The sequence below is a fragment of the Devosia sp. genome (genome assembly GCF_036406155.1).
GTDB lineage: Bacteria > Pseudomonadota > Alphaproteobacteria > Rhizobiales > Devosiaceae > Devosia_A.
In genome coordinates this window covers 1-20,790 of record NZ_DASWVV010000194.1, presented here as the reverse complement: position 1 = coordinate 20,790, position 20,790 = coordinate 1, and the positions used below count along the sequence as shown (strand labels likewise).

Below are 20,790 nucleotides of genomic sequence, written 5' to 3'. Positions count from 1 at the left end.
AGCCGAAGGCGAAGGGGGTGCCGAAGAGGTCCATGAGGCCGGGGAGCACCATGAAGACGGCGAGGAACCGCGCAAGCGCCGCCGTCGCGGCCGCCGCGGTGGGCGCCGCAACCGCCGCCCGGGCGAGGACGTGACCGAGCGGATCGAGGCCAACGGCGATGCGTCGGCGGCCGCGGTCGGCGACGAACTTGCGGAGGAGGCCGAGGAGGCCGCCCCGCTACCAAAGGCCGTGGCTGTCGCGGAACCAGTGCCCGCAGTGGTCGAAGCGACGCCCGAACCCGAGGTCGAAGCGCCGGCCGAGAAGCCCAAGCGTGCCCGGCGCACCCGCAAGTCGGCCGATGCCGAATCTGCAGCCCAGGACGCGGCGCCAGAAGCTGCCGCCGCCGCCGAGGAGGTGGAGGAAGTGGTGGCCGCCAAGCCGAAGCGGACCCGCAAGCCCAAGGCGGCGCCGGTTGCAGAAGCCGCCCCCGAGCCTGCTCCGGCGCCTGAGCCTGAGCCGGCGCCGGAGGCCGAAATCGCCGCGGCGGAGCCTGCGCCCTCCCCGTCCCGCAGGCAGAAGAAGGCACTGCCGCCCGACGAGATCGTCGTCAGCTCCACCTCCGCGCCCGCCGAAGCCGGCGAGGAGGAGGCCAAGCCGAAGAAAGCCGGCTGGTGGCAGCGCGGCTTCTTCGGCAGCTGATTTCGCCTTGAGTGCAGACGGACGCGGCGGCCCTCGGGCCGCCGCAGCTGTTTTCGGGCCCTATCGGGGCAGGAAGCGCTCCATCCGCTCCAGCGCCTGCTCCAGCGTTTGCCGCGATCCGGCGTAGGAAAAGCGCACGAAGCGCTCACCCCCACTCCGGTCGAAGTCGACGCCGGGAGTTGCCGCCACCCCTGCCCGTTCCAGCATGTCCCGGCAGAACGCCAGGGCGTCATTGGTGAACCGGCCGACGTCGGCATAGGCATAGAAGGCCCCGTCGGGCTCCCCCCCGACGCCGAAACCGAGCGCGGCGAGGCCGGCGGTCAGCACCGCGCGGTTCTCCGCGTAGCGGGCCTTCTGCGCTTCGCCATAGGCGCGCTCGCCGAGTGCCACGCGCCCGGCGATCTGGCTCAGCGTCGGCGCCGAAATGAACAGGTTTTGCTGCAGCATCTCGACGCGGCGCACCAGCGCGGGCGGCAGCACCATCCAGCCGATGCGCCAGCCGGTCATGCAATAGTATTTCGAGAAGCTGTTGATGACGATGACATCCCGGCTCTCTTCCAGCGCGCTCACCGAGGGGCCGCGGAAATCGAGGCCATGGTAGATTTCATCCGAAATCAGCTGCACGCCCAGCCGCCGGCAGGTGGCCACGATGCCCGTCAGCCCGGCGCGGTCGACCGCCGCCCCAGTGGGATTGGCGGGCGAGGCGAACAGCAGCCCCTCGAACGGCTCGCGGGCGTAGGCCGCCTCGATGTCGGCACTGCTCAACCGCCAGCCCCGTGCGGCGCTGAGCGGGATTTCCACCGCATGCAGGCCCAGCGCGTTGATGGCATTGAGGTAGGCCGGGTAGCCGGGGCGCGTCACCGCGATCCGCGCGCCGCGCTGGAACGCGCCGAGGAAGGCGAGGATGAAGCCTGACGACGAGCCCATGGTCACCATGATGTCGTTTGGCTCGACCTCGACGCCGTGCTGCTCGCGATAATACTGCGTCAGCGCCTCGCGCAGTTCGATCTGTCCCTTGGCATGGGTGTATTTCTGCGGGTCGGGCAGCGCCGCGGCGACGGCCTCCAGCACTTTCGGGGCTGGCGGCGCGCTCGGCTCGCCGACTTCGAGGTGGCAGATGTCGCGCCCTTCGGCCTCGAGTGCCTTGGCGAGGCCGAGGATTTCCATGGCATGGAACGGCCGCAACCCGACCGTCGATCCGCTGTCGCTCACCCGCGCGCTCCGCTTTCTGCCGTCTGCTTCGCCGCGAAGCGCTAGCCCGAAGCGGCGCGCGGCTCAACTAGATTTGATGATGCGGCGTTCATCCGGCTTACGCTGCGGCCCCGATCCGGCCTATAGGGTGGCATCTTGGCCAGCCTGCCCACGGAGTCTTCGATGCCGCGCCTCACGATTGCTCTCGCCGCGACCGTCCTGTTGTTGGGCGCGGGCCTGTCCTATGCGCTCATTCGCCCCTCCAATGCCGGCCTCGACGAGGCGGCGGTCCGGGCCATCGTCGACGATGCGCTTGCCGCGCCGGCGCACCCCGCGGACGTCTCGGCGATCCGCACGATCGTGGCCGACATCCTGGCCGAAGGCGACACCCCGCCGCATTCGGGGCAGAAGCTCGATCCGGCGACGCTCAACCCGATGATCGAAAGCTACCTGCTCGAGAACCCGTCCATCCTGCAGCGTGTGTCCGATGCCCTCAGGGCCGAGGTTCGTGCCGCCGAGGCCGCGCGCGCGCGCGACGCGCTCAACGCCCTGCAGGCGCAGATCTACGATGATCCGGGCAACGTCGTGCTCGGCAACCCGGATGGCGATGTCACCCTGGTGGAGATGTTCGACTACAATTGCGGCTATTGCCGCTCGTCGCTGCCCGACGTGGCGACGCTGCTTGCCGAAGACCCCAATCTCAGGATCATCCTCAAGGAATTCCCCATCCTTTCGCCGGAGTCCGAGCAGGCGGCCCGGGTCGGCGTGCTGGTGGCACAGGCCGAAGTCGACTATTGGGATTTCCACGAGCAGTTGTTCACCGGCCGCGGCCAGGTCACCGGCGAGGCCGCCCTCGCGGCGGCACAGAAGCTGGGGCTCAACCCCGTCGAGCTGCGCCTGCAGATGGACACGCCCGCAGTGAGCGAGGTGCTTGCGCGCAACCATCAGCTGGCTAGGGCCCTCAACGTCTCGGGGACCCCCACGTTCATCATTGGCGACGAGATCATCCCGGGCGCCATCGGGCTCGAGGAACTGCGTCTGCGCATTGCCAACATGCGCGCCTGCGGCAAGCCCACCTGCGACGCCACGCTTGCCTCGGGAACATAGGCGCCGGCCGCCGCAGGGCAGCGGCTTTCTTTGCCTTTTTCGTGCATTTCGTATAGTCGGGCTTGCGCCGGGGATTTACCCCGGTGCAGAAGGCACGTGCCATGGCAGATCTCCCCCAGTGGCGACGGGTGACATCTGCGGGCCCGGGGCCCGGAGTACGGCCTGGCCCTGCACGCGCTGGCCAAATAACTATAAGAGGCACACATGACCAAGGCGTCTTCCCAGTCCGACCAGGACCTCATCCGTTCCATCGCCGAACTGCTCAACGAGCAGAACCTTGCCGAGATCGAAATCGAGCGCGATGACCTGCGGGTGCGGGTGACGCGCTCCTACGCCGCTCCCGTGCAGCAGATCGCCGTGCCGGCGGCAGCGCCCCACCCTGCCCCGGCCGCCCAGGCGCCGGCCGCGCCGACCGGTGCCGCCAACAACATCTCGCTGCCGGCCGACGATCTTGCGACCAATCCCGGCACGCTGACCTCGCCCATGGTCGGCACGGCCTACCTGGCGCCCGAACCGGGCAAGCCGCCTTTCGTCACCGTCGGCGCCCGCGTCTCGGAAGGCCAGACCGTCCTCATCATCGAGGCCATGAAGACCATGAACCAGATACCGGCGCACCGCTCCGGCACGGTCACGCGCATCGTGGTCGAAGATACCCAGCCGGTCGAATACGGCCAGCCCCTCGTCGTCATCGAGTAAGCCGAAGCCATGTTCAACAAGGTCCTCATCGCCAACCGGGGCGAGATCGCGCTTCGTATCCTCAGGGCCTGCAAGGAGCTTGGCATCCAGACCGTCGCCGTGCACTCGGTGGCCGACTCCAACGCCATGCATGTCCGTCTCGCCGACGAAAGCGTGTGCATCGGCCCCAACGCCGCGCGCGACAGCTACCTCAACATCCCCTCGATCCTGGCCGCCTGCGAGATCACCCAGGCCGACGCGGTCCATCCCGGTTACGGCTTCCTCTCCGAGAATGCGCGGTTTGCCCGCATCCTCGAGGAACACAAGGTCACCTTCATCGGCCCGTCCGCCCGCCACATCGAGATCATGGGCGACAAGATCAGCGCCAAGAAGACGGCCGTCGAACTCGGCATCCCGGTCGTGCCCGGCTCGGAAGGCGAGGTGAAGACCGTCGAGGACGCCCGCTCGCTGGCGCACGAGATCGGTTATCCGGTGCTGGTCAAGGCCACCGCCGGCGGCGGCGGGCGCGGCATGAAGGTGGCCTACGACGACGAGGAGATGGCCATCGCCCTGTCCACCGCACGGACGGAAGCAAAGGCCGCCTTTGGCAACGACTCCGTCTATATCGAGAAATACCTGGCCAAGCCGCGCCACATCGAAGTCCAGGTGATGGGCGATGGCCGCGGCAATGCCGTCCACCTGGGCACGCGCGACTGCTCGCTGCAACGGCGGCATCAGAAGGTCTGGGAGGAGGCCAGCGCTCCCACAGTGCCGATGCAGCAGCAGCTCGAGATCGGCGAGATCTGCGCCGCCGCCATGCGCAAGCTCAAATATGCGGGCGCCGGCACCGTCGAGTTCCTGTACGAAGACGGGAACTTCTACTTCATCGAGATGAACACCCGCCTGCAGGTGGAGCATCCGGTCACCGAGCGCATCACCGGGACAGACATCGTCTACGAGCAGATCCTGGTGGCGGCCGGCGAGGAGCTGTCGCTCAAGCAGGAGAACATGACGTTCTTCGGCCATGCCATCGAGGTGCGCATCAATGCCGAGGACCCGCAGACCTTCGCCCCTTCACCCGGCAAGATCAGCTTCTACCATCCGGCCGGGGGTGTCGGCATCCGCGTCGACAGCGCCGTCTATCAGGGCTACACGATCCCCCCCTACTACGACAGCCTGATCGGCAAGCTCATCGTTCACGGCCGCACCCGCACCGAATGCCTGCAGCGGCTGCGTCGGGCCGTCGACGAGTTCGTCGTCGACGGCGTCAAGACGACGCTTCCCCTGTTCCAGCGGCTGCTCAAGGAACCCGACATCATCGCCGGAAACTACGACATCCACTGGCTCGAGAAATACTTGCGCGAGAGCAAGGCCTGACGCGCGGCCCCTGCGGCGCGGCGTCCTGCCGCCCGTTTGGCGGTTGTCTCGCCTCCGCGGGCGGCCCATATTCCAGCCATGTCCCGCAAGAGCGATCCGTTTGCCCTCGACCTGACGCCCGAACTCATTATCCGGGCCTACCAGGCCGGTATTTTTCCCATGGCAGAGGACGCCGGCTCGCCGGACCTGTTCTGGGTGAGCCCGCAGCACCGCGGCATCCTCCCGCTGGAGGCGTTCCACGTCTCAAGAAGCCTGCGCAAGCGGCTGAAGCACCATAATTTCTCGATTCTGGTCGATACCGATTTCGAAGCCACGATCGAGGCCTGCGCCACCGCCGGCGTCGACCGGGAGGCGACCTGGATCAACGGCACTATCCGCAGGCTCTATGGCCAGTTGTTCGAGCGGGGCGTCTGCCATACCGTGGAAGTCTGGGACGGCAACGATCTCGTCGGGGGCCTCTACGGCCTTTCCCTCGGCGCCGCCTTCTTCGGCGAGAGCATGTTCCATCGCCGCACCGACGCCAGCAAGATCGCTTTGGCGCACCTCGTCGAACGCCTGCGCGCCGGCGGCTACCGGCTGCTGGACACCCAGTTCGTGACCGACCATCTGCGCAGCTTCGGCGGCATCGAAATCGCCCGCGAAGACTACGAGGCGCGCCTCGCGGAGGCCCTCGCCACCGAGGGCGATTTCTTCGCCCTCGAACACGGTCGGAAAGGTCCGCCGGCGACCGGTTGAGGGGCGATTAGCCCCTGCTGTCGGCTGGCGCCGGGCTCGTGGCGGCCGGCGGGGGCACGTCCGTCGTCTGCTTGCAGTCGATCAGCCAGATGTCATAGACGGCGTGGTCGATGGCGTGCAGCGCCGGGCTGTCGGCGAACATCCAGCCGGTGAAGATGCGGGTAACCGTGCCCTTGAGGCTGACCTGGTCGACCTCGAGGAACACCGAGGTGCGCTGCGACTCCGTCGGCGGCCGCGAGTAGCAGACGCGCGGCGTGATCTGCAGCGCGCCGAACTGCACGGTCTCGTCGATATAGACATCGAAATTGGTGATGCGGCCGGTGATCTTGTCGAGGCCGGAGAACGCCGCCACCGGATTGGCGATGGTCTCGGCGGCGGCGGGCCCGGCAGCGGTGCACAGGGCCATTGCCGCAAGCCACAGTGCCGTCTGGCGCAGCGACTGCATCGGAAAAGTGAACGGCCGTACTATTCGGGCGACCAGGCGTCGTAGTCCCCGGTGACGCGCGGGCGCTCGCCCTCGGCCAGCAGGCTGCCGCGCGGCCGGTAGGCGGCCGCCGTGCCCGTCAGGTTCGGCCGGTGCGGCTTTTCCCAGCTGCGCGGTACGTAGCCTTCCTCGGTCGGCGGCACGTCGGTGCGGTAGTGCATCCAGCCATGCCAGCCCGCCGGGATCGTCGAGGCCTCCGCAAGGCCGCCGGCATAGATCACCATCCGCCGTTCCCGGCCGTTGGCCCCGATCTTTCGCGAGCGATAGTAGCGGTTGCCGAACTCGTCGGTTCCCACGAAGACGCCGTTGAGCGCCGTCCACAGGCGCGTTCCCCAGGTGTTGCCACGCCACCAGGCGAAGATTTCGATCAGGAAGTCTTTCATGCGCTATGCCCGTTCTGCGCGGACCGGAAGCGCCCGCACCGTGCGCTAGCCTCTAGCACCTTCCCCCGCGGGCGCCTAGCGCGAAATCGGCGCACCGCGGCGCTGCGGCGGGCGCCGGTCCGGCCGCAAAAATGGCACCCGAAATAATGCGCTTGACAGGCTTTGGGCGCGAGGCCGCCTTCTGGGCTGCCGGCGCTGGCGCCAGAAGTTCATTTCAAGTGTCACGCGAGGTCGACCCGGGAAAGGCGGATTTCGCGCGGGTGTGAGGGCCGCCACCTCCCTCGCGGCCGGTGCCGCGAGCGCGAAAAATGCTGCCGGCCGCCTCGAATCGGACTTGCGAGTTTTCCCCGCAATTCACATGTGATATACTATATTTGGCGTCGGACGGCCGCTTCCTCACTAGGGATAGCCCCTTTCCGCGATCCGGCCCGATTGACCGACTCGGCAAAAGGCGAGAGGTTTTCAGAGTTGCATCGCCCCATCGGGCGAGGCGGCACGCCCTCGGAGAAAGGCCGGCAGCAGACCGGTCCGGGACCGGGGCCGGGGCAATTCCGAGGGTCCGGAGGCAAACCGGATCCTCAAGGTTGGAAGCGTCAGACTTCTGGGAACGAAGCCGTGATTGCGGCAGCGGCGCTATTGCGTCCGCGTCATTTGGGGAATCTATAGAGCATGCGCATCGAACGCAGATACACCAAGGCCAATGCAAGCGCGTACGCCGGCATCGAGTTCCGTTCGACGACCAGCGAGATTCGCAACCCCGACGGCTCGGTCGTGTTCAAGCTCGACGGCATCGAGGTCCCCGCTTCCTGGAGCCAGGTCGCGGCCGACATCATCGCGCAGAAATATTTCCGCAAGGCCGGCGTTGCCAGGGTCCTGAAGCGCGTCGAGGAAAACGACGTGCCCTCCTGGCTGTGGCGCTCCGTTCCCGACGAGAAGGCGCTCGCCAAGCTCCCCGAGGCCGAGCGCTACGGCTCCGAGACCGACAGCCGCCAGGTCTTCAACCGGCTGGCCGGCACCTGGACCTACTGGGGCTGGAAGGGCAAGTATTTCGACAGCGAGGCGGATGCGCGCGCCTTCTTCGACGAACTGTGCTTCATGCTCGCCACCCAGCGGGTCGCGCCCAACTCGCCGCAATGGTTCAACACCGGCCTGTTCTGGGCCTACGGCATCGACGGCCCCGGCCAGGGCCATTTCTACGTCGATCCGTTCACCGGCAAGCTGGTGCAGTCCAGGTCGGCCTACGAGCACCCGCAGCCGCACGCCTGCTTCATCCAGTCGGTCAATGACGATCTCGTCAACGAGAACGGCATCATGGACCTGTGGGTGCGCGAGGCGCGCCTGTTCAAGTACGGCTCCGGCACCGGCACCAATTTCTCCAAGCTGCGCGGCGAGGGCGAGCGGCTCTCCGGCGGCGGCAAGTCCTCCGGCCTGATGAGCTTCTTGAAGATCGGCGACCGCGCCGCCGGCGCCATCAAGTCGGGCGGCACGACGCGCCGCGCCGCCAAGATGGTGGTCATCGACATCGACCATCCCGACATCGAGGAATACATCAACTGGAAGGTGAAGGAGGAGCAGAAGGTCGCCGCCCTCGTCACCGGCTCGAAGATCGTCAGCCGGCACCTCAAGGCGATCATGCGCGCCGCGGTGAACTGCGAAGGCAATGGCGACGACTGCTTCGACGTGCAGAAGAACCCGGCCCTGAAGCGCGAGGTGCGCGCCGCCAAGAAGGCGCTGGTGTCCGAGAACTACATCCAGCGCGTCATCCAGTTCGCCCGCCAGGGCTACACCGACCTCGAGTTCCCGGTCTTCAACACCGACTGGGACTCCGAGGCCTACCTCACCGTCTCCGGCCAGAACTCCAACAACTCCGTGCGCGTCACCGACGACTTCCTCAAGGCGGTGGAGACCGACGGGGACTGGCAGCTCAAGGGCCGCATCTCGGGCAAGGTAACGAGGACGCTCAAGGCGCGCGAACTGTGGGAGCAGATCGGCTACGCCGCCTGGGCCTCGGCCGATCCGGGCATCCAGTACCACACCACCATCAACGAGTGGCACACCTGCCCCGAGGCCGGCCCGATCGTCGCGAGCAACCCGTGCTCGGAATACATGTTCCTCGACGACACCGCCTGCAACCTCGCCTCGATCAACCTGCTGCCCTACCGCAATGCCGACGGCAGCTTCGACGTCGCCGGCTTCGAGCACACCTGCCGGCTGTGGACGATCGTGCTCGAGGTGTCGGTTATGATGGCGCAGTTCCCCTCGCGCGCCATCGCCGAGCGCAGCTTCGAATACCGTACCCTCGGGCTCGGCTACGCCAATATCGGCGGGCTGCTGATGACCTCGGGCATCCCCTACGATTCCGCCGCGGGGCGCGCCATCGCTGGTGCCATCACCGCGGTGATGACCGGCACGGCCTACGCCACCTCGGCCCGCATGGCCAGTGAACTCGGCCCGTTCAAGGACTACAAGCGCAACGCCGGCCACATGCTGCGCGTCATTCGCAACCACCGCCGGGCCGCATATGGCGAGACCGACGGCGCCTACGAAAGCCTGTCGATCAACCCCGTCGCGCTCGACCACGCGTCACTGCACGACGCCGAACTGTCGGCCCGTGCCAAGGCGGTATGGGACGAAGCTCTCGCACTGGGCGAGAAGCACGGCTACCGCAACGCCCAGGTCTCGGTGATTGCCCCCACCGGCACCATCGGGCTGGTCATGGATTGCGACACCACCGGCATCGAGCCCGATTTCGCGCTGGTCAAGTACAAGAAGCTCGCCGGTGGCGGCTACTTCAAGATCATCAACCGGGCCGTGCCGCCGGCGCTGCGCACGCTCGGCTATTCGGAATCCCAGATCGCCGAGATCGAGGCCTATGCGGTCGGCCACGGCAACCTCAACCAGGCCCCGGCCATCAATCCCGCGACGCTGGCACAGAAGGGCTTCCCCGCCGATCGCATCGAGGCGCTCAACAAGGCCGCCGCCGCCGCCTTCGACGTCAAGTTCATCTTCAACCAGTGGACGCTGGGCGCCGATTTCCTCAAGTCGCTGGGCGTCACCGACGCGCAACTGGCCGATCCTGCCTTCGACCTGCTCGCCTTCCTCGGCTACTCGAAGAAGGACATCGACGCCGCCAACATCCACGTGTGCGGCGCCATGACGCTCGAGGGCGCGCCCCACCTCAAGCCCGAGCACCTGCCGGTGTTCGATTGCGCCAGCCCGTGCGGCAAGATCGGCAAGCGCTACCTCTCCATCGAGAGCCACATCCTGATGATGGCGGCGGCGCAGCCCTTCATTTCGGGCGCCATCTCCAAGACCATCAACATGCCCAACGACGCCACCGTCGAGGACGCCAAAGAGGCCTACATGCTGAGCTGGCGGCTGGCGCTCAAGGCCAACGCCCTCTACCGCGACGGCTCCAAGCTGAGCCAGCCGCTCAACGCCTCGCTCCTCGCCGACGAGGACGAGGAGGACGAGGACGCCGCCGAAGCCCTGGCCGCGCTCCCGGTCGCCGAGCGCGTCCCGGCCGTGGCCGAAAAGATCGTCGAGCGCATCGTCGAGAAATTCGTGCACGAGCGCGAGCGGCTGCCCAACCGGCGCAAGGGCTATACCCAGAAGGCGATCGTCGGCGGTCACAAGGTCTATCTGCGCACCGGCGAGTTCGACGACGGGCGGCTGGGCGAGATCTTCATCGACATGCACAAGGAAGGCGCCGCCTTCCGCGCCATGATGAACAATTTCGCCATCGCCATTTCGCTCGGCCTGCAATACGGCGTGCCGCTCGACGAATATGTCGAGGCCTTCACCTTCACCCGCTTCGAGCCGGCCGGCATGGTCGTGGGCAACGACTCGATCAAGAACGCGACGTCGATCCTCGACTACGTGTTCCGCGAGCTCGCCATCTCCTATCTCGACCGCACCGACCTCGCGCACGTCACGCCCGACGCCGCCTCCACCACCATCGGCAAGGGCGTGGCCGAGGACAAGGCGATCCGCGAGCCGGCCTCCGCCCCGCCCCCGGTCTCGGCGACGCAGTTCGTCAGCCGCGGCATGACGCGCGGGCGCGTCAAGAACCAGAACCTCATGCTGGTCGCCCGCGACGCGCTGACGCCGGGCCCCGTGGCGGCGCTGCAGTCGACGACTTTGGCAGCCCTCAAGTCCTCGACCGCGCTCAAGGCCGAGCCGGCGGCCACGGCGCTCAACCAGGCCGAACTCGAGCCCATCCCCTCCCCGCCCACGGCCAAGGACGCCGGCCAGCTGCGCGCCGAAGCGCAGATGAAAGGCTACACCGGCGACCAGTGCACAGAGTGCCACAACTTCACGATGGTACGGAACGGCACGTGTTTGAAGTGCGACACGTGCGGAAGCACGACGGGGTGCAGCTGAGGGGTGAGCCCTCTCGTCTTCCGGCGCGGCGGGTACCGGGTCTTCTTCTACTCCAACGAGGGAGATCCGCGCGAGCCGGTGCACGTACACGTGCGCAAGGCAGGCGCAGAAGCAAAGGTCCGGCTCAAGCCGGAACCCGCGATCGCGCAAAGCCTCGGCTTCAACGCCAGGGAGCAGAGTGCTATTCTTGCGATGGTCCGAGAGTATCGGGCCGAAATTGAGAGAGCGTGGAATGAGCACTTCGGCGACTGACGTTCGTTTCGACGAAGATCATTTGTGGGTGGACCTCGACGACGGGCGCACGATCGGCGCGCCGCTCGCCTGGTTTCCCCGGCTGCAGCAGGCAAGCCCCGCGCAGCGGCAGGCGGTGGAGATCAGTCCTTTCGGGCTCCATTGGGAAGAACTCGACGAGGATGTCTCCATCGAGGGCCTGCTCATGGGACGCCGCGACATGACTCTGCGTTCGGCGGTGCGCACGCCGGCGTGACGCGGTGGGCGACCAGCACATCTCGCGCCAAGGCGCAGGTGTGCGTAAGGAGCCGAGGTCCCGATGCATATGCGCCTCGCCCGGCACCCCACCCTCGGCGGTGACCCGAGCATTCCGGGCCAGTAGGTGAGGCGTAGCGGCCCTCTCTCCTTGCGCCCCCCACGGAACGTCATCCTCGTCCTCGGGCTTGACCCGAGGATCGGTCGCGAGGACCCAGACTTCGCGCCACGTCGGTGGCGCAACCGTCCCCCTCCCGCCCCTCCCACTGGGTCCTCGGGTTGCGCTCCGCGCCCCCGAGGGATGACGGCTCCGTCGCTGGGGATGCTACCGCCCCCTCCACCGGCTAGCGCCGGTCCCCCTCCCCCGCTTCGCGGTGGAGGATGCCTGACTGGGAGGTCGGCAGTCGGGCATCCTCTCCCGCGCTCCGCGCGGGGGAGGGGGACCACGCGAAGCGTGGTGGAGGGGGCGGCAACGGGCGCGGCACCGCCCCCAGCCCCCCAGCCCCGCCCCAGCTCAGTGGCTGGCGTGCTCGCAGGTCACGTTGGGGTTGAACGGCATCAGCACCCCCATCGGGTTCTCGCGGAACAGCCAGACGTGCTGGTCGTAATGCGGCGTGAAGCCGTGCGCCTCGTCGCCCGGCGTCGCCGCGTCGTCGGCCATGTGGTCCCAGGAGCGGCCGTTGAGGACCAGTTGCTCGCTCTTCCCCGCCGCGTTCCATGCCGCCTCGAACACGAGGTTCTCGACCGCGACCAGCTCGAGCGAGCCGTCGGCCTGTGGTTCGTAGATCAGGATGGACGGCCGCATCCAGTCGGTATGCGTCCCTTTGCCGTCGACCCGCGGCTCAGTCGCCGTGACCTCGAGCAGGGCGGGGTGGATATAGTGGATGCCCATGGCGCCGAGCTCGGGCGGCAGCCCTTCCCCGGCGGCCGAAACGCAATGGTTGTCGGGCGTGATGTAGCCGTCCGCCAGCGCCACGTTGATATCCTTGTATTTCGAGACGATGTCGCGCAGTTGGTCGAGGTCGACCTCGGCGGCGGACAGGGTGGCCGGGGCACACGCAGCCATCAGCGCGAGAACAGCAAGTGCTTTCACTTCTTCCTCCCAGGGACGACACCGCGAGCGGAATGTCCGCAGTGGCCGTGGCAAGCATAACACGATCTGAAATGCAGTAACGACAAGTATAGCCTCTCCCGACCCTTTGTCGCCGGGCCGAACACACTTCCTGCCGGACACGGCGGGCGCTATCGTTACCGCATGCGGCCTGCCACAATGGACCAATGCTCGAACCCGCGGTGCCCTGCATGAGCCTGAGGTTCCTCCTGCTGCTTTCCTCCCTCCTCGCCTTCGCGGCGCCCGCTGCGGGCGCTGGACAAGGCACTCCCCCGGACTGGTCGGACGTCGCCGGCATCTTCGTCGAGCACTGCGTCATGTGCCACGCGGCGCAGGGCGCGGCGCACGGCTTGCGCCTCGATTCCTACGAGGGCGCGCTGGCCGGAAGCACCAACGGCCCGGTGCTGCTCCCCGGCGACGCCGACCGCAGCGAACTGGTCCGGCGCCTGCGCGGTGAGAGCCTGCCGCGCATGCCGTTCCTCAGCTACCCCCTGCCGGCGGAGCAAATCGAGCTGATCCGGCGGTGGATCGACGCGGGCCTCGCCGAAAGCAACTGACCGGGCCGGAGCGGGCCGCCCCCCCGGTTGACAAAGCCGCCCCAATGGCGAGGATGCCGGCCATGTCGTCGATTACCCTTACCGTCGATCCCATCCGCAAGGGCAGCCTGCTCGCAGGCTGATGGCCTGGTGCGGCGACCTGCGACAGCAAGCGCCGCGCCAGGATAAAGCTCCAAGCAACCCCGATCTTTCCTCACGCCGCCCCGGCGCGAGCCGCCGCGCCCCGCGCGGGCTCCACGGGCCGGCGGACTCTGCCATGGGATACGAAATGACCTACAAGTACAGCTTCACCTTCCCGATCAGCGGCGGCAACAAGCTGCGTCGCTTCACCGACTGGGCCAGCCAGCACGCCGCGGACGTGCCCTTCAAGCTGCCGCCCGAGACCCCGATCAGGACGGAAACCATGACCATCCGGCTGCGCTCGCCCGAGGACCGGCAGACGCTGATCCGCCGGCTCGACGGCGCCGCCCTCTAGCCCGACCCCGATCCGGCCCGCCGCGGCAGCGTCCGCGTCGGGCCGACGCCACGCTATCCCAGCGCCGCCAGCAGCCGCCCGGAGACGTGGCCGTCGGGCAGCAGCCCCGCCCTGGCCTGGAACTGCATCACGGCGGCGCGCGTCTTCGGGCCGATCACCCCGTCCGCCGTGCCGATCTGGTAGCCGCGGGCGAGCAGACGCTCCTGCACGCGCCGGCGCTCGTCGGCGTTGAGCGCCGTATCGTTCGGCCACGGCGCGGCGAACCCGCCTGCCCCGAGGATGCGGTCGGCCAGGTGCCCCACCGCCAGTGCATAGCTGTCGGAATTGTTGTAGCGCTTGATGACGTCGAAATTGGCGAGCGCCGCGAAGGCGGGGCCGTGTCCACCCATCGGCAGATAGAGCCGCGCCACGTCACCCGGGCGCGGGAACGGCCGGCCCGAGGCACGCACGATGCCGGCCGCCTGCCAGTCGCCGAGGCTCGCCCGCATCCCGGCCCAGACATGGGCATAGTCGAAGCCCTGTGGCAGCGCGATCTCGTAGCCCCAGGTCTCCCCCGCCCGCCAGCCGTGCGACTTCAGATAGTTGGCGGTCGAGGCCAGCGAATCGGGCACCGAATTCCAGATGTCGGCGCGCCCCTCGCCGCGGAAATCGACGGCGTAGCGCGTGAAGCTCGAGGGCATGAACTGCGGGTGGCCCATGGCTCCGGCCCACGAGCCCACCATCTCGCGCGGGGAGATGTGCCCGTCGGTGATGATCCTCAGCGCCGTCAGCAGTTCGCCGCCGAAATAGTCGGCGCGATAGCCGCCATGGGTCAGCGTCGCCAGCGCATGCACCGTGTTGGTGCCGCCCATGAAGCCGCCGAAATTGGTCTCGATCCCCCAGATGGCGAGCAGCACCTCGGCCTGCACCCCGTAGCGCGCCTCGACCGCGGCCAGCGTCTTCGTCCACTCGCCGCGGTTGGCCCGGCCCTTGGCGGCCTGGCCGTCGGTCACCCGCTTGCCGATGTAGTCGGCCACGGTGCTGGTGAATTCGGGCTGCTTGCGGGTCAGGTCCATGACCTTGGGCAGCGGCGTGAAATCGCCGAGCGCCGCGTCGAAGGCGCGGCGCGACACGCCGCGCGCCTTGGCCGCGGGCCACAGCCCGGCGACGAAATCCTGCGGGCTGCGGGCAAGGGCCGGCGCCACGCCGGCGGACAGCAGCAGCGCGGCGCTTCCCACAAGAAAGGAGCGACGCGAGGGGGACGTGCGAGGGGATACGCGGAACATGAAACGCCTCATACACTCGAGCCGGCCCGGCGGGCGCGGCAGCACTGCCGGTTCAGCCCCCGCGAACCAAGCAGCCGGATGCATCGATTCTATGGCAAAGCATTAAGTCTTCGCTAACGACCCGCGGCGCCCTGCCCGGCCACCTCCCCCGCCGCTGGCGCCCGCGCATAGGCTGCCGACAGGTCGCGGTAGTAGCGCGAGTTGAGCGCGAGGATGGTGACGATGAGGCCGACGACGCCCGCCAGCGTGAACACCAGCGCGATGCCGCGGTCGGGCCCGGTGCCGAACCAGGGCCCGATCGTGCGCGCGCCCGCCCCCGTGGTCATGAACGGGATGACCAGGAACTGGGTGAGCGGCCCGATCAGGAAGGCCGTGAGCGGCGCAGCCGCCTGCTCGACCGACTGCGCGAAGCCGAACACGCGACCCTGCCGCTCGAGCGGCACCACCTTCTGCAGCGTCGTCTGCTCGGCCGCCTCGGCATAGGGGGCGAGGAAGATCCACACGAAGCAGCCCGCTGCCAGCAGCCAGATCGAGGGCTGGATGGTGAACACGCAGCATACCGCCCAGGCGAGGGCATTGACCACGAGCAGCGTGCGCAGCGGGTTGCGGCCGAGCCCGGTGCGGGCGATCAGGAGGCCGCTGGCGATGAAGGACGTCGACAGCAGGCCGAACAGCAGCCCCCAGGCCTCGACCGAAACCAGCGACAGCCCGTAGGCGTCGAGCAGCGCCATGAAGACCCCGCCCAGGAAGTTGTTGAAGGTGGCGAAGAAGATGAGCGCGAACAGGCCCGGCACCGCGGCAATGACGGCGATCGTGCCGCTGATGTCGACCCGCCGCGGCGCGGTGGATTCCGCCGGCGGCGGGGCCGCCGCACCCGGCGACTCGTCCACCTTGAGCAGGGCGATATGGGCCAGCACCGGCACGGTGAGCCCGAGGGCGAACACCATCACTCCCGCCATGCCGGCATAGGCGACCAGGAAGCCGGAGATCACCGAGGTGGTGAGGAAACCGATGCCCGTCACCATTCCGACCAGCCCGTTGGCCCGGTCGCGGCTGTCCTCGGCAATGAGCACGGTGACCAGCGTCGGCAGGGCGATCGAACGGATGTTGCCGACGATGACGCCGAGCATGACGATGAGCACGAACGCCCATAGCCAGGCGCTGTCGACGCGCGCAAAACTGCCTTCGGGAGCGAGGGCATGGAGCCCGAGCCCGGCGCCGTAGAGTAGCAGCGACACGACGCTTGATCCGGCCATGGCCCGGGTCTTGGGGTAATGGTCGACGAGGCTGCCGAACCAGAAGCCGAGGCCTGCCGTGAACACCAGGTAGATGCCGGCGATCATTCCGGTCGCGAACACCGAGTGGGTTTCGAGGAACACCCAGAACGTCACCGCGAACCAGACAGTGAAGTTGGTGATGTTGGCGACGAGGTTGTTGCCGAGGAGCTGGTAGAAGATGGCGTTCATGGGAACGTCTCCACGTGTAGCTGCCTGCCCGCCCCTCCGGCGCCGGCGGCGCGCCGGACCTTATGGCACGACTTCCGCAAGGATTTAAGGCCGGGGAGCGCCCGCCCGTGTGAGCGGCCCGCGGCGTCGTTCCGACGCCCGTTCACACGCTCGCTCCCACGCTGGAGTGGAAGAAGCCGCCACCCACAACCAGCCAAGCACGGGAGTTCCCGCCAATGACCACCCTCGACCTGCCCCTGCGCCACCCGCTTGTCGGGCATGCCCGCCCCGGGCGCACGCGCGACCGCGTCGCTGCCTTCGCCGCGCCCTACCTGGCCCGGCGCCGCCGCCGTCACGACCTGGCCCGCCTGCCCGACTACGCCCTGCGTGACCTCGGCGTCGATCCCGAAGCAATCCGCGGCCCCGACTACGGCCTCAACATGGCGCTGCTGCTCAACAACCTGCGTTGAGCGCGGCGCCACGCGCCGCCCCGTTTCCGCCCGCTGCCCAAGGAGCTTGCGATGACACCGCTGTATCCCGCTTCGCCCCCGGCTCCCTGCCTATGGCCGGATGTCGGTATAGTCCTTCGTCGCCGGGCGGCCTCGCAGCGTCACCGACAGGAAATTGAGGGCGTAGCGGAAGCCGGTCATGAGCATTCCCTCGTTCGCCAGGCGCCGCCCCGAACTCAGCATCTTCAGCCGGAAGGTCCACTTGACCTTGCCCACGCGCGCGAGGCGCACGGCAATATCGGCGTCCTCGCCGTAAAACGCGATGGAACGGTCGTAGCCGCCAGCCCGCGTCCACGCCTCGCGCCGGAATACGAAATTGCCCCCCTGCACGACCGAGCCGATGCGCAGCACGAAGCGATTGAGCAGGTAGACGAGCCAGATCAGGGCGTAGAACAACGCCACGAACACCTGCTGGAACCGGCTGAGATCGTAGTAGCGGAACGGCCCGCTCAGTGCGGCAAGCTCCCGATCGGCCTCGAATTCGGCAAAGACGATGTCGAGCCAGCCGGGCGGCACCATGGTGTCCGCGTCGATATTGGCGACGAGTTCGGCGTCGGTCGCCTCGAAGCCCGCATTGCGGGCGTGGACGATGCCCTTGTGCGGCTCGTGCACCACGCGCACGCCGGCAAAGCCGCGGGCGATCTCCGCGGTGCGGTCGGTGGAGGCATTGTCGACGACCACGACGTCGATATCGGCGCCGCGCCCGCAGCGGTCGATTTCCTCGAGTACGGAGCCGAGGCACCTGCCGATCAGCAGTTCCTCGTTATAGGCGGGGATGACGAAGGCGAGTCTCATTGCGGCTCCCGGGCGCTGGGCATTGGGTCGGTGCGTGCTCCGCTTCCTGCTTTTGCAGAAATGGCACAAACTTACAAACGTGCTGCCGCTTGTGCCCAAATCCGCATCACGAGTCCACTTGCACCGGTGCTGCAGCGGCGCAATAACGAGTTGATCGCCGGGGGGCGTGACTGGCAGGAGACATCCTGATGCCGCACGCGCGCCTCCCGATGGCCCTGACCGAGGAGCTTGTCGCCCTCGTCGAGCGGACCGAACCCGATCCAGGCCCGCTGCCGGGCATTCCCGATCCCACCGAGGACGAGTTGCGCGGCCTCGCAGCGCGCCTGCTGGACGCACACAGGCCGGCGCCGCTGTGGCTGTTCGCCTACGGCTCGCTGATCTGGAAGCCCGAGGTCGAGCACGTCGAGCACGTGCCGGCGACGGCGCCCGGCTGGCACCGGCGCTTCTGCATGCGGCTGACGCGCTGGCGCGGCACCCGCGAAGTGCCAGGGCTGATGATGGCGCTCGATCGCGGCGGTTCCTGCGCCGGCGTGGTCTACCGCCTGCCCGACGCCGATCATCACGGGCAGGTCACGCGCCTGCTGCTGCGCGAGACCGACGGCAACCCCGCGACCAACGTGCCGCGCTGGATTCAGGTGGCAACGCCGCGGGGGCCGATACGGGCACTGGCCTTCGTCGCCTCACCGCGCGGCCCCGCCTATGCGGGGCGCCTGCCCCTGCCCGCCGTGGCAGCGACCGTTGCCCGTGCTGCCGGCCATTGGGGCAGCTGCGCCCAATACCTCTACAACACGGTATGCAAGCTCGAAGAGCACGGCATCCGCGACCGCAATCTGTGGATGCTCCAGGCTCTGGTGGCCGAGGAGATCAGGCGCCTGCACTTGACTCGCGCGGCGTAGGCGCTGCCTAGGCCGGTGGCGGGCGGACGCCGGCCTTGCGCAACATCTCGTCGTCGTCCGCCGGCAGGTGCCCCTCCGGCGTCAGTTCGTCGACGCCCTGCGGAATCCGGGTCGCGAGGCGCTCCAGGAGTTCGCCATGCGAAAGGCCTGTCCGCTTTGCCAGTTCGGCAATATTGGCCGCGCCGACGGCGGCCTCCACCTGGTCGGGGGTCAGGCCACGGCTCGGGCCGGTCTGCACCCAGGAGTCGGCGACCTCGCCCTGGCCGGACTGGCGGAAACGGTCGATAAGGTCGCCCAGCCCGCCCGAAAGGGTACCGCCTTGCCCGCCGCGGCCGCCGATCGCGTCGCCCAGGTCCCACAGCAGCCGCTCGAGCCCGGTCTTGTCCTCGCCCGGCGGCTCGCCGGGATGGTCGCCGCCGGCGGCCTTCTTGAGGACGTCGCCGATCTTGTCGCGGTTCTGATATCCAGCGAAGGCCAGCAGGCCCAGCAGGGCCAGCATCGAGGGCATGCCCCGGTTGTCCGCCATCGTCTCCTCCCGTTGTTGCCGCTCACGCGCGGCGGCTCTTGGTCAGCATCCCCCACACGAACAGCACGATCACGGCGCCGACCACCGCGCCGATCAGCCCGGCGCCCTCCCCCGGCTGGTACCAGCCGAGCGCCTGCCCGAGATAGGAGGCGACGAAGGCGCCGATGACGCCGAGGATCGTCGTCCACAGCCAGTCGGAGGCGCCGCTCCGGCCGGTCATGATGAACTTGGCCACGGCCCCGGCGACGAAGCCGATGATAAGCGTCCATACGATGCCCATGATTGCCCTCCAGCATGTTCCGTGCCGCAGGAACGGCCGGCAGGGCCACGCGGTTCCGCCTGCCCCCATGGCAAATTGGTCATCGACAGCCTATATCTGGGTGCAACCTCACCCCACATCGGAGGACGACCATGGCTTCGACCGAACGCGCTATCCTTGCGGGCGGGTGCTTCTGGGGGGCGCAGGACCTGATCCGGCGCCAGCCGGGGGTGATCTCGACCCGCGTCGGCTATTCCGGCGGGGATGTGCCCGATGCCACCTACCGCAACCACGGCACCCATGCCGAAGCGGTGGAAATCATCTTCGATCCCGCACAGACCAGCTTCCGCCGCCTGCTCGAGTTCTTCTTCCAGATCCACGATCCGACCACGAAGAACCGGCAGGGCAACGATGTCGGCACAAGCTACCGCTCGGCGATCTTCTACACCTCCGACGAGCAGCGGCGCATCGCCGAGGACACCATCGCCGATGTCGATGCCTCCGGCCTGTGGCCGGGCAAGGTGGTGACAGAGATCGCCCCCGCCGGCCCCTTCTGGGAGGCCGAGCCGGAGCATCAGGACTACCTGATCAAGCATCCGGGCGGCTATACCTGCCACTGGGTCCGCCCCGACTGGGTACTGCCCAAACGCACCCAGCCCGGCGTCGCTGCCGAATAGCACCCCATCCGGCGGCGCCTGGCGCCGCCATCACCGCGGCGGGCGCGGCCCGTCCGCCATGCGCACGAGGAGGCCTTCGCCATGCCCACCCGTCTCAATCCCTATCTCGGCTTTCGCGACAATGCCCGGCAGGCCATGGAGTTCTACCGCTCGGTCTTCGGTGGCGAGCTGACCCTGAGCACCTTTGCCGAATTCGAGGCGAGCCAGGATCCTGCCGAGGGCGCCAAGATCATGCACGCCATGCTCACCAGCCCGAACGGCTTCGTGCTCATGGGGGCAGACACCCCCAAGGGCAGGCCGTACACGACCGGCAGCAACTACTCGGTCTCCCTCAGCGGCGACGACGAGGCCGAGTTGCGCGGCTACTGGGACAAGCTATCCGAGGGCGCGAGCATCGGCTGGCCCCTGGCCAAGGCCCCATGGGGCGACACTTTCGGCATGCTCACCGACCGCTTCGGCGTGAGCTGGATGGTCAACATCGCCGGCTCGGGCCACTAGCCTCCGCAGGCGTTTCGACGGCGCGCGCCGCCCCGGGCTGATATGTGCAACGATTACGAACAGCACGTCGCCTACGCCCAGTACGCCGCCGCCATCCGTGCGCTCGAGCTCAGCCCGCCTTCGTCCGAATCGGCACGGGACCTCCCGCGGGCGGATGACATCCGCGTGGGCGACATCGGGCCGGTACTGCGGATCGCCGGCAACGGCGTCGAACTCGTGCAGATGCGCTTCGGTCACCCGCCGCCGCGCCCCGGCGCGCCGCCGACTTTCAACATCC

The 20,790-nt window shown here is 68.1% G+C and carries 22 protein-coding genes and 2 pseudogenes; 15 read left to right on the top strand and 9 right to left on the bottom strand.

Annotated elements, in window-relative coordinates; all coding sequences use genetic code 11:
• Positions 1 to 679 (top strand): annotated as a pseudogene (locus VGD93_RS13185) (ribonuclease E/G); the annotation flags it as partial.
• Positions 680 to 739: 60 nt separating this feature from the next.
• Here VGD93_RS13185 and VGD93_RS13180 read toward each other — a convergent pair.
• Positions 740 to 1,891, bottom strand: coding sequence for a pyridoxal phosphate-dependent aminotransferase (locus VGD93_RS13180; protein ID WP_395012616.1), 1,152 nt, complete (start codon positions 1,889 to 1,891; stop codon positions 740 to 742).
• A 162-nt stretch (positions 1,892 to 2,053) separates the two neighbouring features.
• On the opposite strand from VGD93_RS13180, the gene VGD93_RS13175 reads away from it, so the two are divergent.
• The 4 genes from VGD93_RS13175 (at position 2,054) to aat (ending at position 5,764) form a co-directional block, all read left to right on the top strand.
• Positions 2,054 to 2,977 (top strand): DsbA family protein, encoded by a 924-nt coding sequence (locus VGD93_RS13175; RefSeq protein ID WP_395012615.1) that lies wholly within the window; start codon positions 2,054 to 2,056, stop codon positions 2,975 to 2,977.
• 204 nt (positions 2,978 to 3,181) lie between these two features.
• Entirely contained in the window at positions 3,182 to 3,673 is a 492-nt protein-coding gene (gene accB, locus VGD93_RS13170) for an acetyl-CoA carboxylase biotin carboxyl carrier protein (RefSeq protein ID WP_395012614.1), read from the top strand.
• A gap of 9 nt (positions 3,674 to 3,682) precedes the next feature.
• Complete coding sequence (gene accC, locus VGD93_RS13165) at positions 3,683 to 5,029, top strand: acetyl-CoA carboxylase biotin carboxylase subunit (RefSeq protein ID WP_395012613.1); 1,347 nt, start codon at positions 3,683 to 3,685, stop codon at positions 5,027 to 5,029.
• 78 nt (positions 5,030 to 5,107) lie between these two features.
• Positions 5,108 to 5,764, top strand: a complete 657-nt coding sequence (aat, locus tag VGD93_RS13160; protein WP_395012612.1) for a leucyl/phenylalanyl-tRNA--protein transferase — start codon at positions 5,108 to 5,110, stop codon at positions 5,762 to 5,764.
• A gap of 7 nt (positions 5,765 to 5,771) precedes the next feature.
• Here aat and VGD93_RS13155 read toward each other — a convergent pair whose 3' ends face one another.
• Complete coding sequence (locus tag VGD93_RS13155) at positions 5,772 to 6,209, bottom strand: DUF2155 domain-containing protein (protein ID WP_395012611.1); 438 nt, start codon at positions 6,207 to 6,209, stop codon at positions 5,772 to 5,774.
• A 20-nt stretch (positions 6,210 to 6,229) separates the two neighbouring features.
• Positions 6,230 to 6,631, bottom strand: a complete 402-nt coding sequence (locus VGD93_RS13150; RefSeq protein ID WP_395012610.1) for an NADH:ubiquinone oxidoreductase subunit NDUFA12 — start codon at positions 6,629 to 6,631, stop codon at positions 6,230 to 6,232.
• A 669-nt stretch (positions 6,632 to 7,300) separates the two neighbouring features.
• On the opposite strand from VGD93_RS13150, the gene VGD93_RS13145 reads away from it, so the two are divergent.
• The 3 genes from VGD93_RS13145 to VGD93_RS13135 are packed head-to-tail and all read left to right on the top strand — an operon-like array spanning position 7,301 to position 11,501.
• Positions 7,301 to 11,014, top strand: coding sequence for a vitamin B12-dependent ribonucleotide reductase (locus VGD93_RS13145; RefSeq protein WP_395012609.1), 3,714 nt, complete (start codon positions 7,301 to 7,303; stop codon positions 11,012 to 11,014).
• A gap of 3 nt (positions 11,015 to 11,017) precedes the next feature.
• Positions 11,018 to 11,266, top strand: coding sequence for a DUF4160 domain-containing protein (locus tag VGD93_RS13140; RefSeq protein WP_395012608.1), 249 nt, complete (start codon positions 11,018 to 11,020; stop codon positions 11,264 to 11,266).
• Positions 11,247 to 11,501: a DUF2442 domain-containing protein gene (locus VGD93_RS13135; protein ID WP_395012607.1), complete on the top strand. Its 255-nt coding sequence runs from the start codon at positions 11,247 to 11,249 to the stop codon at positions 11,499 to 11,501. Before VGD93_RS13140 ends, VGD93_RS13135 begins: the two co-directional genes overlap by 20 nt.
• 513 nt (positions 11,502 to 12,014) lie before the next feature.
• On the opposite strand, the gene VGD93_RS13130 is transcribed toward VGD93_RS13135, so the two are convergent.
• Positions 12,015 to 12,593, bottom strand: coding sequence for a hypothetical protein (locus VGD93_RS13130; RefSeq protein ID WP_395012606.1), 579 nt, complete (start codon positions 12,591 to 12,593; stop codon positions 12,015 to 12,017).
• A 209-nt stretch (positions 12,594 to 12,802) separates the two neighbouring features.
• On the opposite strand from VGD93_RS13130, the gene VGD93_RS13125 reads away from it, so the two are divergent.
• Positions 12,803 to 13,168: a c-type cytochrome domain-containing protein gene (locus tag VGD93_RS13125; protein WP_395012605.1), complete on the top strand. Its 366-nt coding sequence runs from the start codon at positions 12,803 to 12,805 to the stop codon at positions 13,166 to 13,168.
• A gap of 268 nt (positions 13,169 to 13,436) precedes the next feature.
• Positions 13,437 to 13,643 (top strand): hypothetical protein, encoded by a 207-nt coding sequence (locus VGD93_RS13120; RefSeq protein ID WP_395012604.1) that lies wholly within the window; start codon positions 13,437 to 13,439, stop codon positions 13,641 to 13,643.
• Positions 13,644 to 13,696: 53 nt separating this feature from the next.
• Here the strand turns inward: VGD93_RS13120 and VGD93_RS13115 are convergent, their stop codons facing one another.
• Together VGD93_RS13115 and VGD93_RS13110 are read right to left on the bottom strand one after the other, a co-directional pair.
• Entirely contained in the window at positions 13,697 to 14,908 is a 1,212-nt protein-coding gene (locus VGD93_RS13115; RefSeq protein ID WP_395012603.1) for a lytic murein transglycosylase, read from the bottom strand.
• Positions 14,909 to 15,021: 113 nt separating this feature from the next.
• Entirely contained in the window at positions 15,022 to 16,374 is a 1,353-nt protein-coding gene (locus VGD93_RS13110; RefSeq protein ID WP_395012602.1) for an MFS transporter, read from the bottom strand.
• A 215-nt stretch (positions 16,375 to 16,589) separates the two neighbouring features.
• Between VGD93_RS13110 and VGD93_RS13105 the strand changes: the two genes are divergently transcribed.
• Positions 16,590 to 16,823 carry a DUF1127 domain-containing protein gene (locus VGD93_RS13105; RefSeq protein ID WP_395012601.1) on the top strand — a complete coding sequence of 78 codons (234 nt, stop codon included), beginning with the start codon at positions 16,590 to 16,592 and terminating at the stop codon, positions 16,821 to 16,823.
• Positions 16,824 to 16,913: 90 nt separating this feature from the next.
• Here VGD93_RS13105 and VGD93_RS13100 read toward each other — a convergent pair whose 3' ends face one another.
• On the bottom strand, positions 16,914 to 17,657 hold the full coding sequence (locus tag VGD93_RS13100; RefSeq protein ID WP_395012600.1) for a glycosyltransferase family 2 protein: 744 nt from the start codon (positions 17,655 to 17,657) through the stop codon (positions 16,914 to 16,916).
• Positions 17,658 to 17,845: 188 nt separating this feature from the next.
• Here VGD93_RS13100 and VGD93_RS13095 point away from each other — a divergent pair, with 188 nt between their 5' ends.
• Positions 17,846 to 18,553 (top strand): gamma-glutamylcyclotransferase, encoded by a 708-nt coding sequence (locus VGD93_RS13095; protein WP_395012599.1) that lies wholly within the window; start codon positions 17,846 to 17,848, stop codon positions 18,551 to 18,553.
• Positions 18,554 to 18,560: 7 nt separating this feature from the next.
• Here the strand turns inward: VGD93_RS13095 and VGD93_RS13090 are convergent, their stop codons facing one another.
• On the bottom strand, positions 18,561 to 19,079 hold the full coding sequence (locus tag VGD93_RS13090) for a YidB family protein (protein ID WP_395012598.1): 519 nt from the start codon (positions 19,077 to 19,079) through the stop codon (positions 18,561 to 18,563).
• A gap of 22 nt (positions 19,080 to 19,101) precedes the next feature.
• The gene (locus VGD93_RS13085) at positions 19,102 to 19,359 is read right to left on the bottom strand and encodes a GlsB/YeaQ/YmgE family stress response membrane protein (protein WP_395012597.1); all 258 of its coding nucleotides are present in this window, start codon (positions 19,357 to 19,359) and stop codon (positions 19,102 to 19,104) included.
• A gap of 131 nt (positions 19,360 to 19,490) precedes the next feature.
• Here VGD93_RS13085 and msrA point away from each other — a divergent pair, with 131 nt between their 5' ends.
• The 3 genes and pseudogenes from msrA to VGD93_RS13070 form a co-directional block, all read left to right on the top strand.
• Positions 19,491 to 20,015, top strand: coding sequence for a peptide-methionine (S)-S-oxide reductase MsrA (gene msrA / locus VGD93_RS13080; protein WP_395012596.1), 525 nt, complete (start codon positions 19,491 to 19,493; stop codon positions 20,013 to 20,015).
• 81 nt (positions 20,016 to 20,096) lie between these two features.
• Entirely contained in the window at positions 20,097 to 20,513 is a 417-nt protein-coding gene (locus tag VGD93_RS13075) for a VOC family protein (protein WP_395012595.1), read from the top strand.
• A 42-nt stretch (positions 20,514 to 20,555) separates the two neighbouring features.
• Positions 20,556 to 20,790: pseudogene (locus VGD93_RS13070) on the top strand (SOS response-associated peptidase); the annotation flags it as partial.

What these genes read in the sequence shown, in the direction of transcription:
- VGD93_RS13085 (WP_395012597.1), bottom strand. Translation starts at nt 19,359, where the DNA reads ATGGGCATCGTATGGACGCTTATCATCGGCTTCGTCGCCGGGGCCGTG.
- accB (WP_395012614.1), top strand. Translation starts at nt 3,182, where the DNA reads ATGACCAAGGCGTCTTCCCAGTCCGACCAGGACCTCATCCGTTCCATC.
- VGD93_RS13110 (WP_395012602.1), bottom strand. Translation starts at nt 16,374, where the DNA reads ATGAACGCCATCTTCTACCAGCTCCTCGGCAACAACCTCGTCGCCAAC.
- VGD93_RS13175 (WP_395012615.1), top strand. Translation starts at nt 2,054, where the DNA reads ATGCCGCGCCTCACGATTGCTCTCGCCGCGACCGTCCTGTTGTTGGGC.
- VGD93_RS13115 (WP_395012603.1), bottom strand. Translation starts at nt 14,908, where the DNA reads ATGTTCCGCGTATCCCCTCGCACGTCCCCCTCGCGTCGCTCCTTTCTT.
- VGD93_RS13105 (WP_395012601.1), top strand. Translation starts at nt 16,590, where the DNA reads ATGACCACCCTCGACCTGCCCCTGCGCCACCCGCTTGTCGGGCATGCC.
- VGD93_RS13090 (WP_395012598.1), bottom strand. Translation starts at nt 19,079, where the DNA reads ATGGCGGACAACCGGGGCATGCCCTCGATGCTGGCCCTGCTGGGCCTG.
- aat (WP_395012612.1), top strand. Translation starts at nt 5,108, where the DNA reads ATGTCCCGCAAGAGCGATCCGTTTGCCCTCGACCTGACGCCCGAACTC.
- VGD93_RS13100 (WP_395012600.1), bottom strand. Translation starts at nt 17,657, where the DNA reads ATGAGACTCGCCTTCGTCATCCCCGCCTATAACGAGGAACTGCTGATC.
- VGD93_RS13155 (WP_395012611.1), bottom strand. Translation starts at nt 6,209, where the DNA reads ATGCAGTCGCTGCGCCAGACGGCACTGTGGCTTGCGGCAATGGCCCTG.
- accC (WP_395012613.1), top strand. Translation starts at nt 3,683, where the DNA reads ATGTTCAACAAGGTCCTCATCGCCAACCGGGGCGAGATCGCGCTTCGT.
- VGD93_RS13120 (WP_395012604.1), top strand. Translation starts at nt 13,437, where the DNA reads ATGACCTACAAGTACAGCTTCACCTTCCCGATCAGCGGCGGCAACAAG.
- VGD93_RS13095 (WP_395012599.1), top strand. Translation starts at nt 17,846, where the DNA reads ATGCCGCACGCGCGCCTCCCGATGGCCCTGACCGAGGAGCTTGTCGCC.
- VGD93_RS13125 (WP_395012605.1), top strand. Translation starts at nt 12,803, where the DNA reads ATGAGCCTGAGGTTCCTCCTGCTGCTTTCCTCCCTCCTCGCCTTCGCG.
- VGD93_RS13075 (WP_395012595.1), top strand. Translation starts at nt 20,097, where the DNA reads ATGCCCACCCGTCTCAATCCCTATCTCGGCTTTCGCGACAATGCCCGG.
- VGD93_RS13150 (WP_395012610.1), bottom strand. Translation starts at nt 6,631, where the DNA reads ATGAAAGACTTCCTGATCGAAATCTTCGCCTGGTGGCGTGGCAACACC.
- msrA (WP_395012596.1), top strand. Translation starts at nt 19,491, where the DNA reads ATGGCTTCGACCGAACGCGCTATCCTTGCGGGCGGGTGCTTCTGGGGG.
- VGD93_RS13145 (WP_395012609.1), top strand. Translation starts at nt 7,301, where the DNA reads ATGCGCATCGAACGCAGATACACCAAGGCCAATGCAAGCGCGTACGCC.
- VGD93_RS13135 (WP_395012607.1), top strand. Translation starts at nt 11,247, where the DNA reads ATGAGCACTTCGGCGACTGACGTTCGTTTCGACGAAGATCATTTGTGG.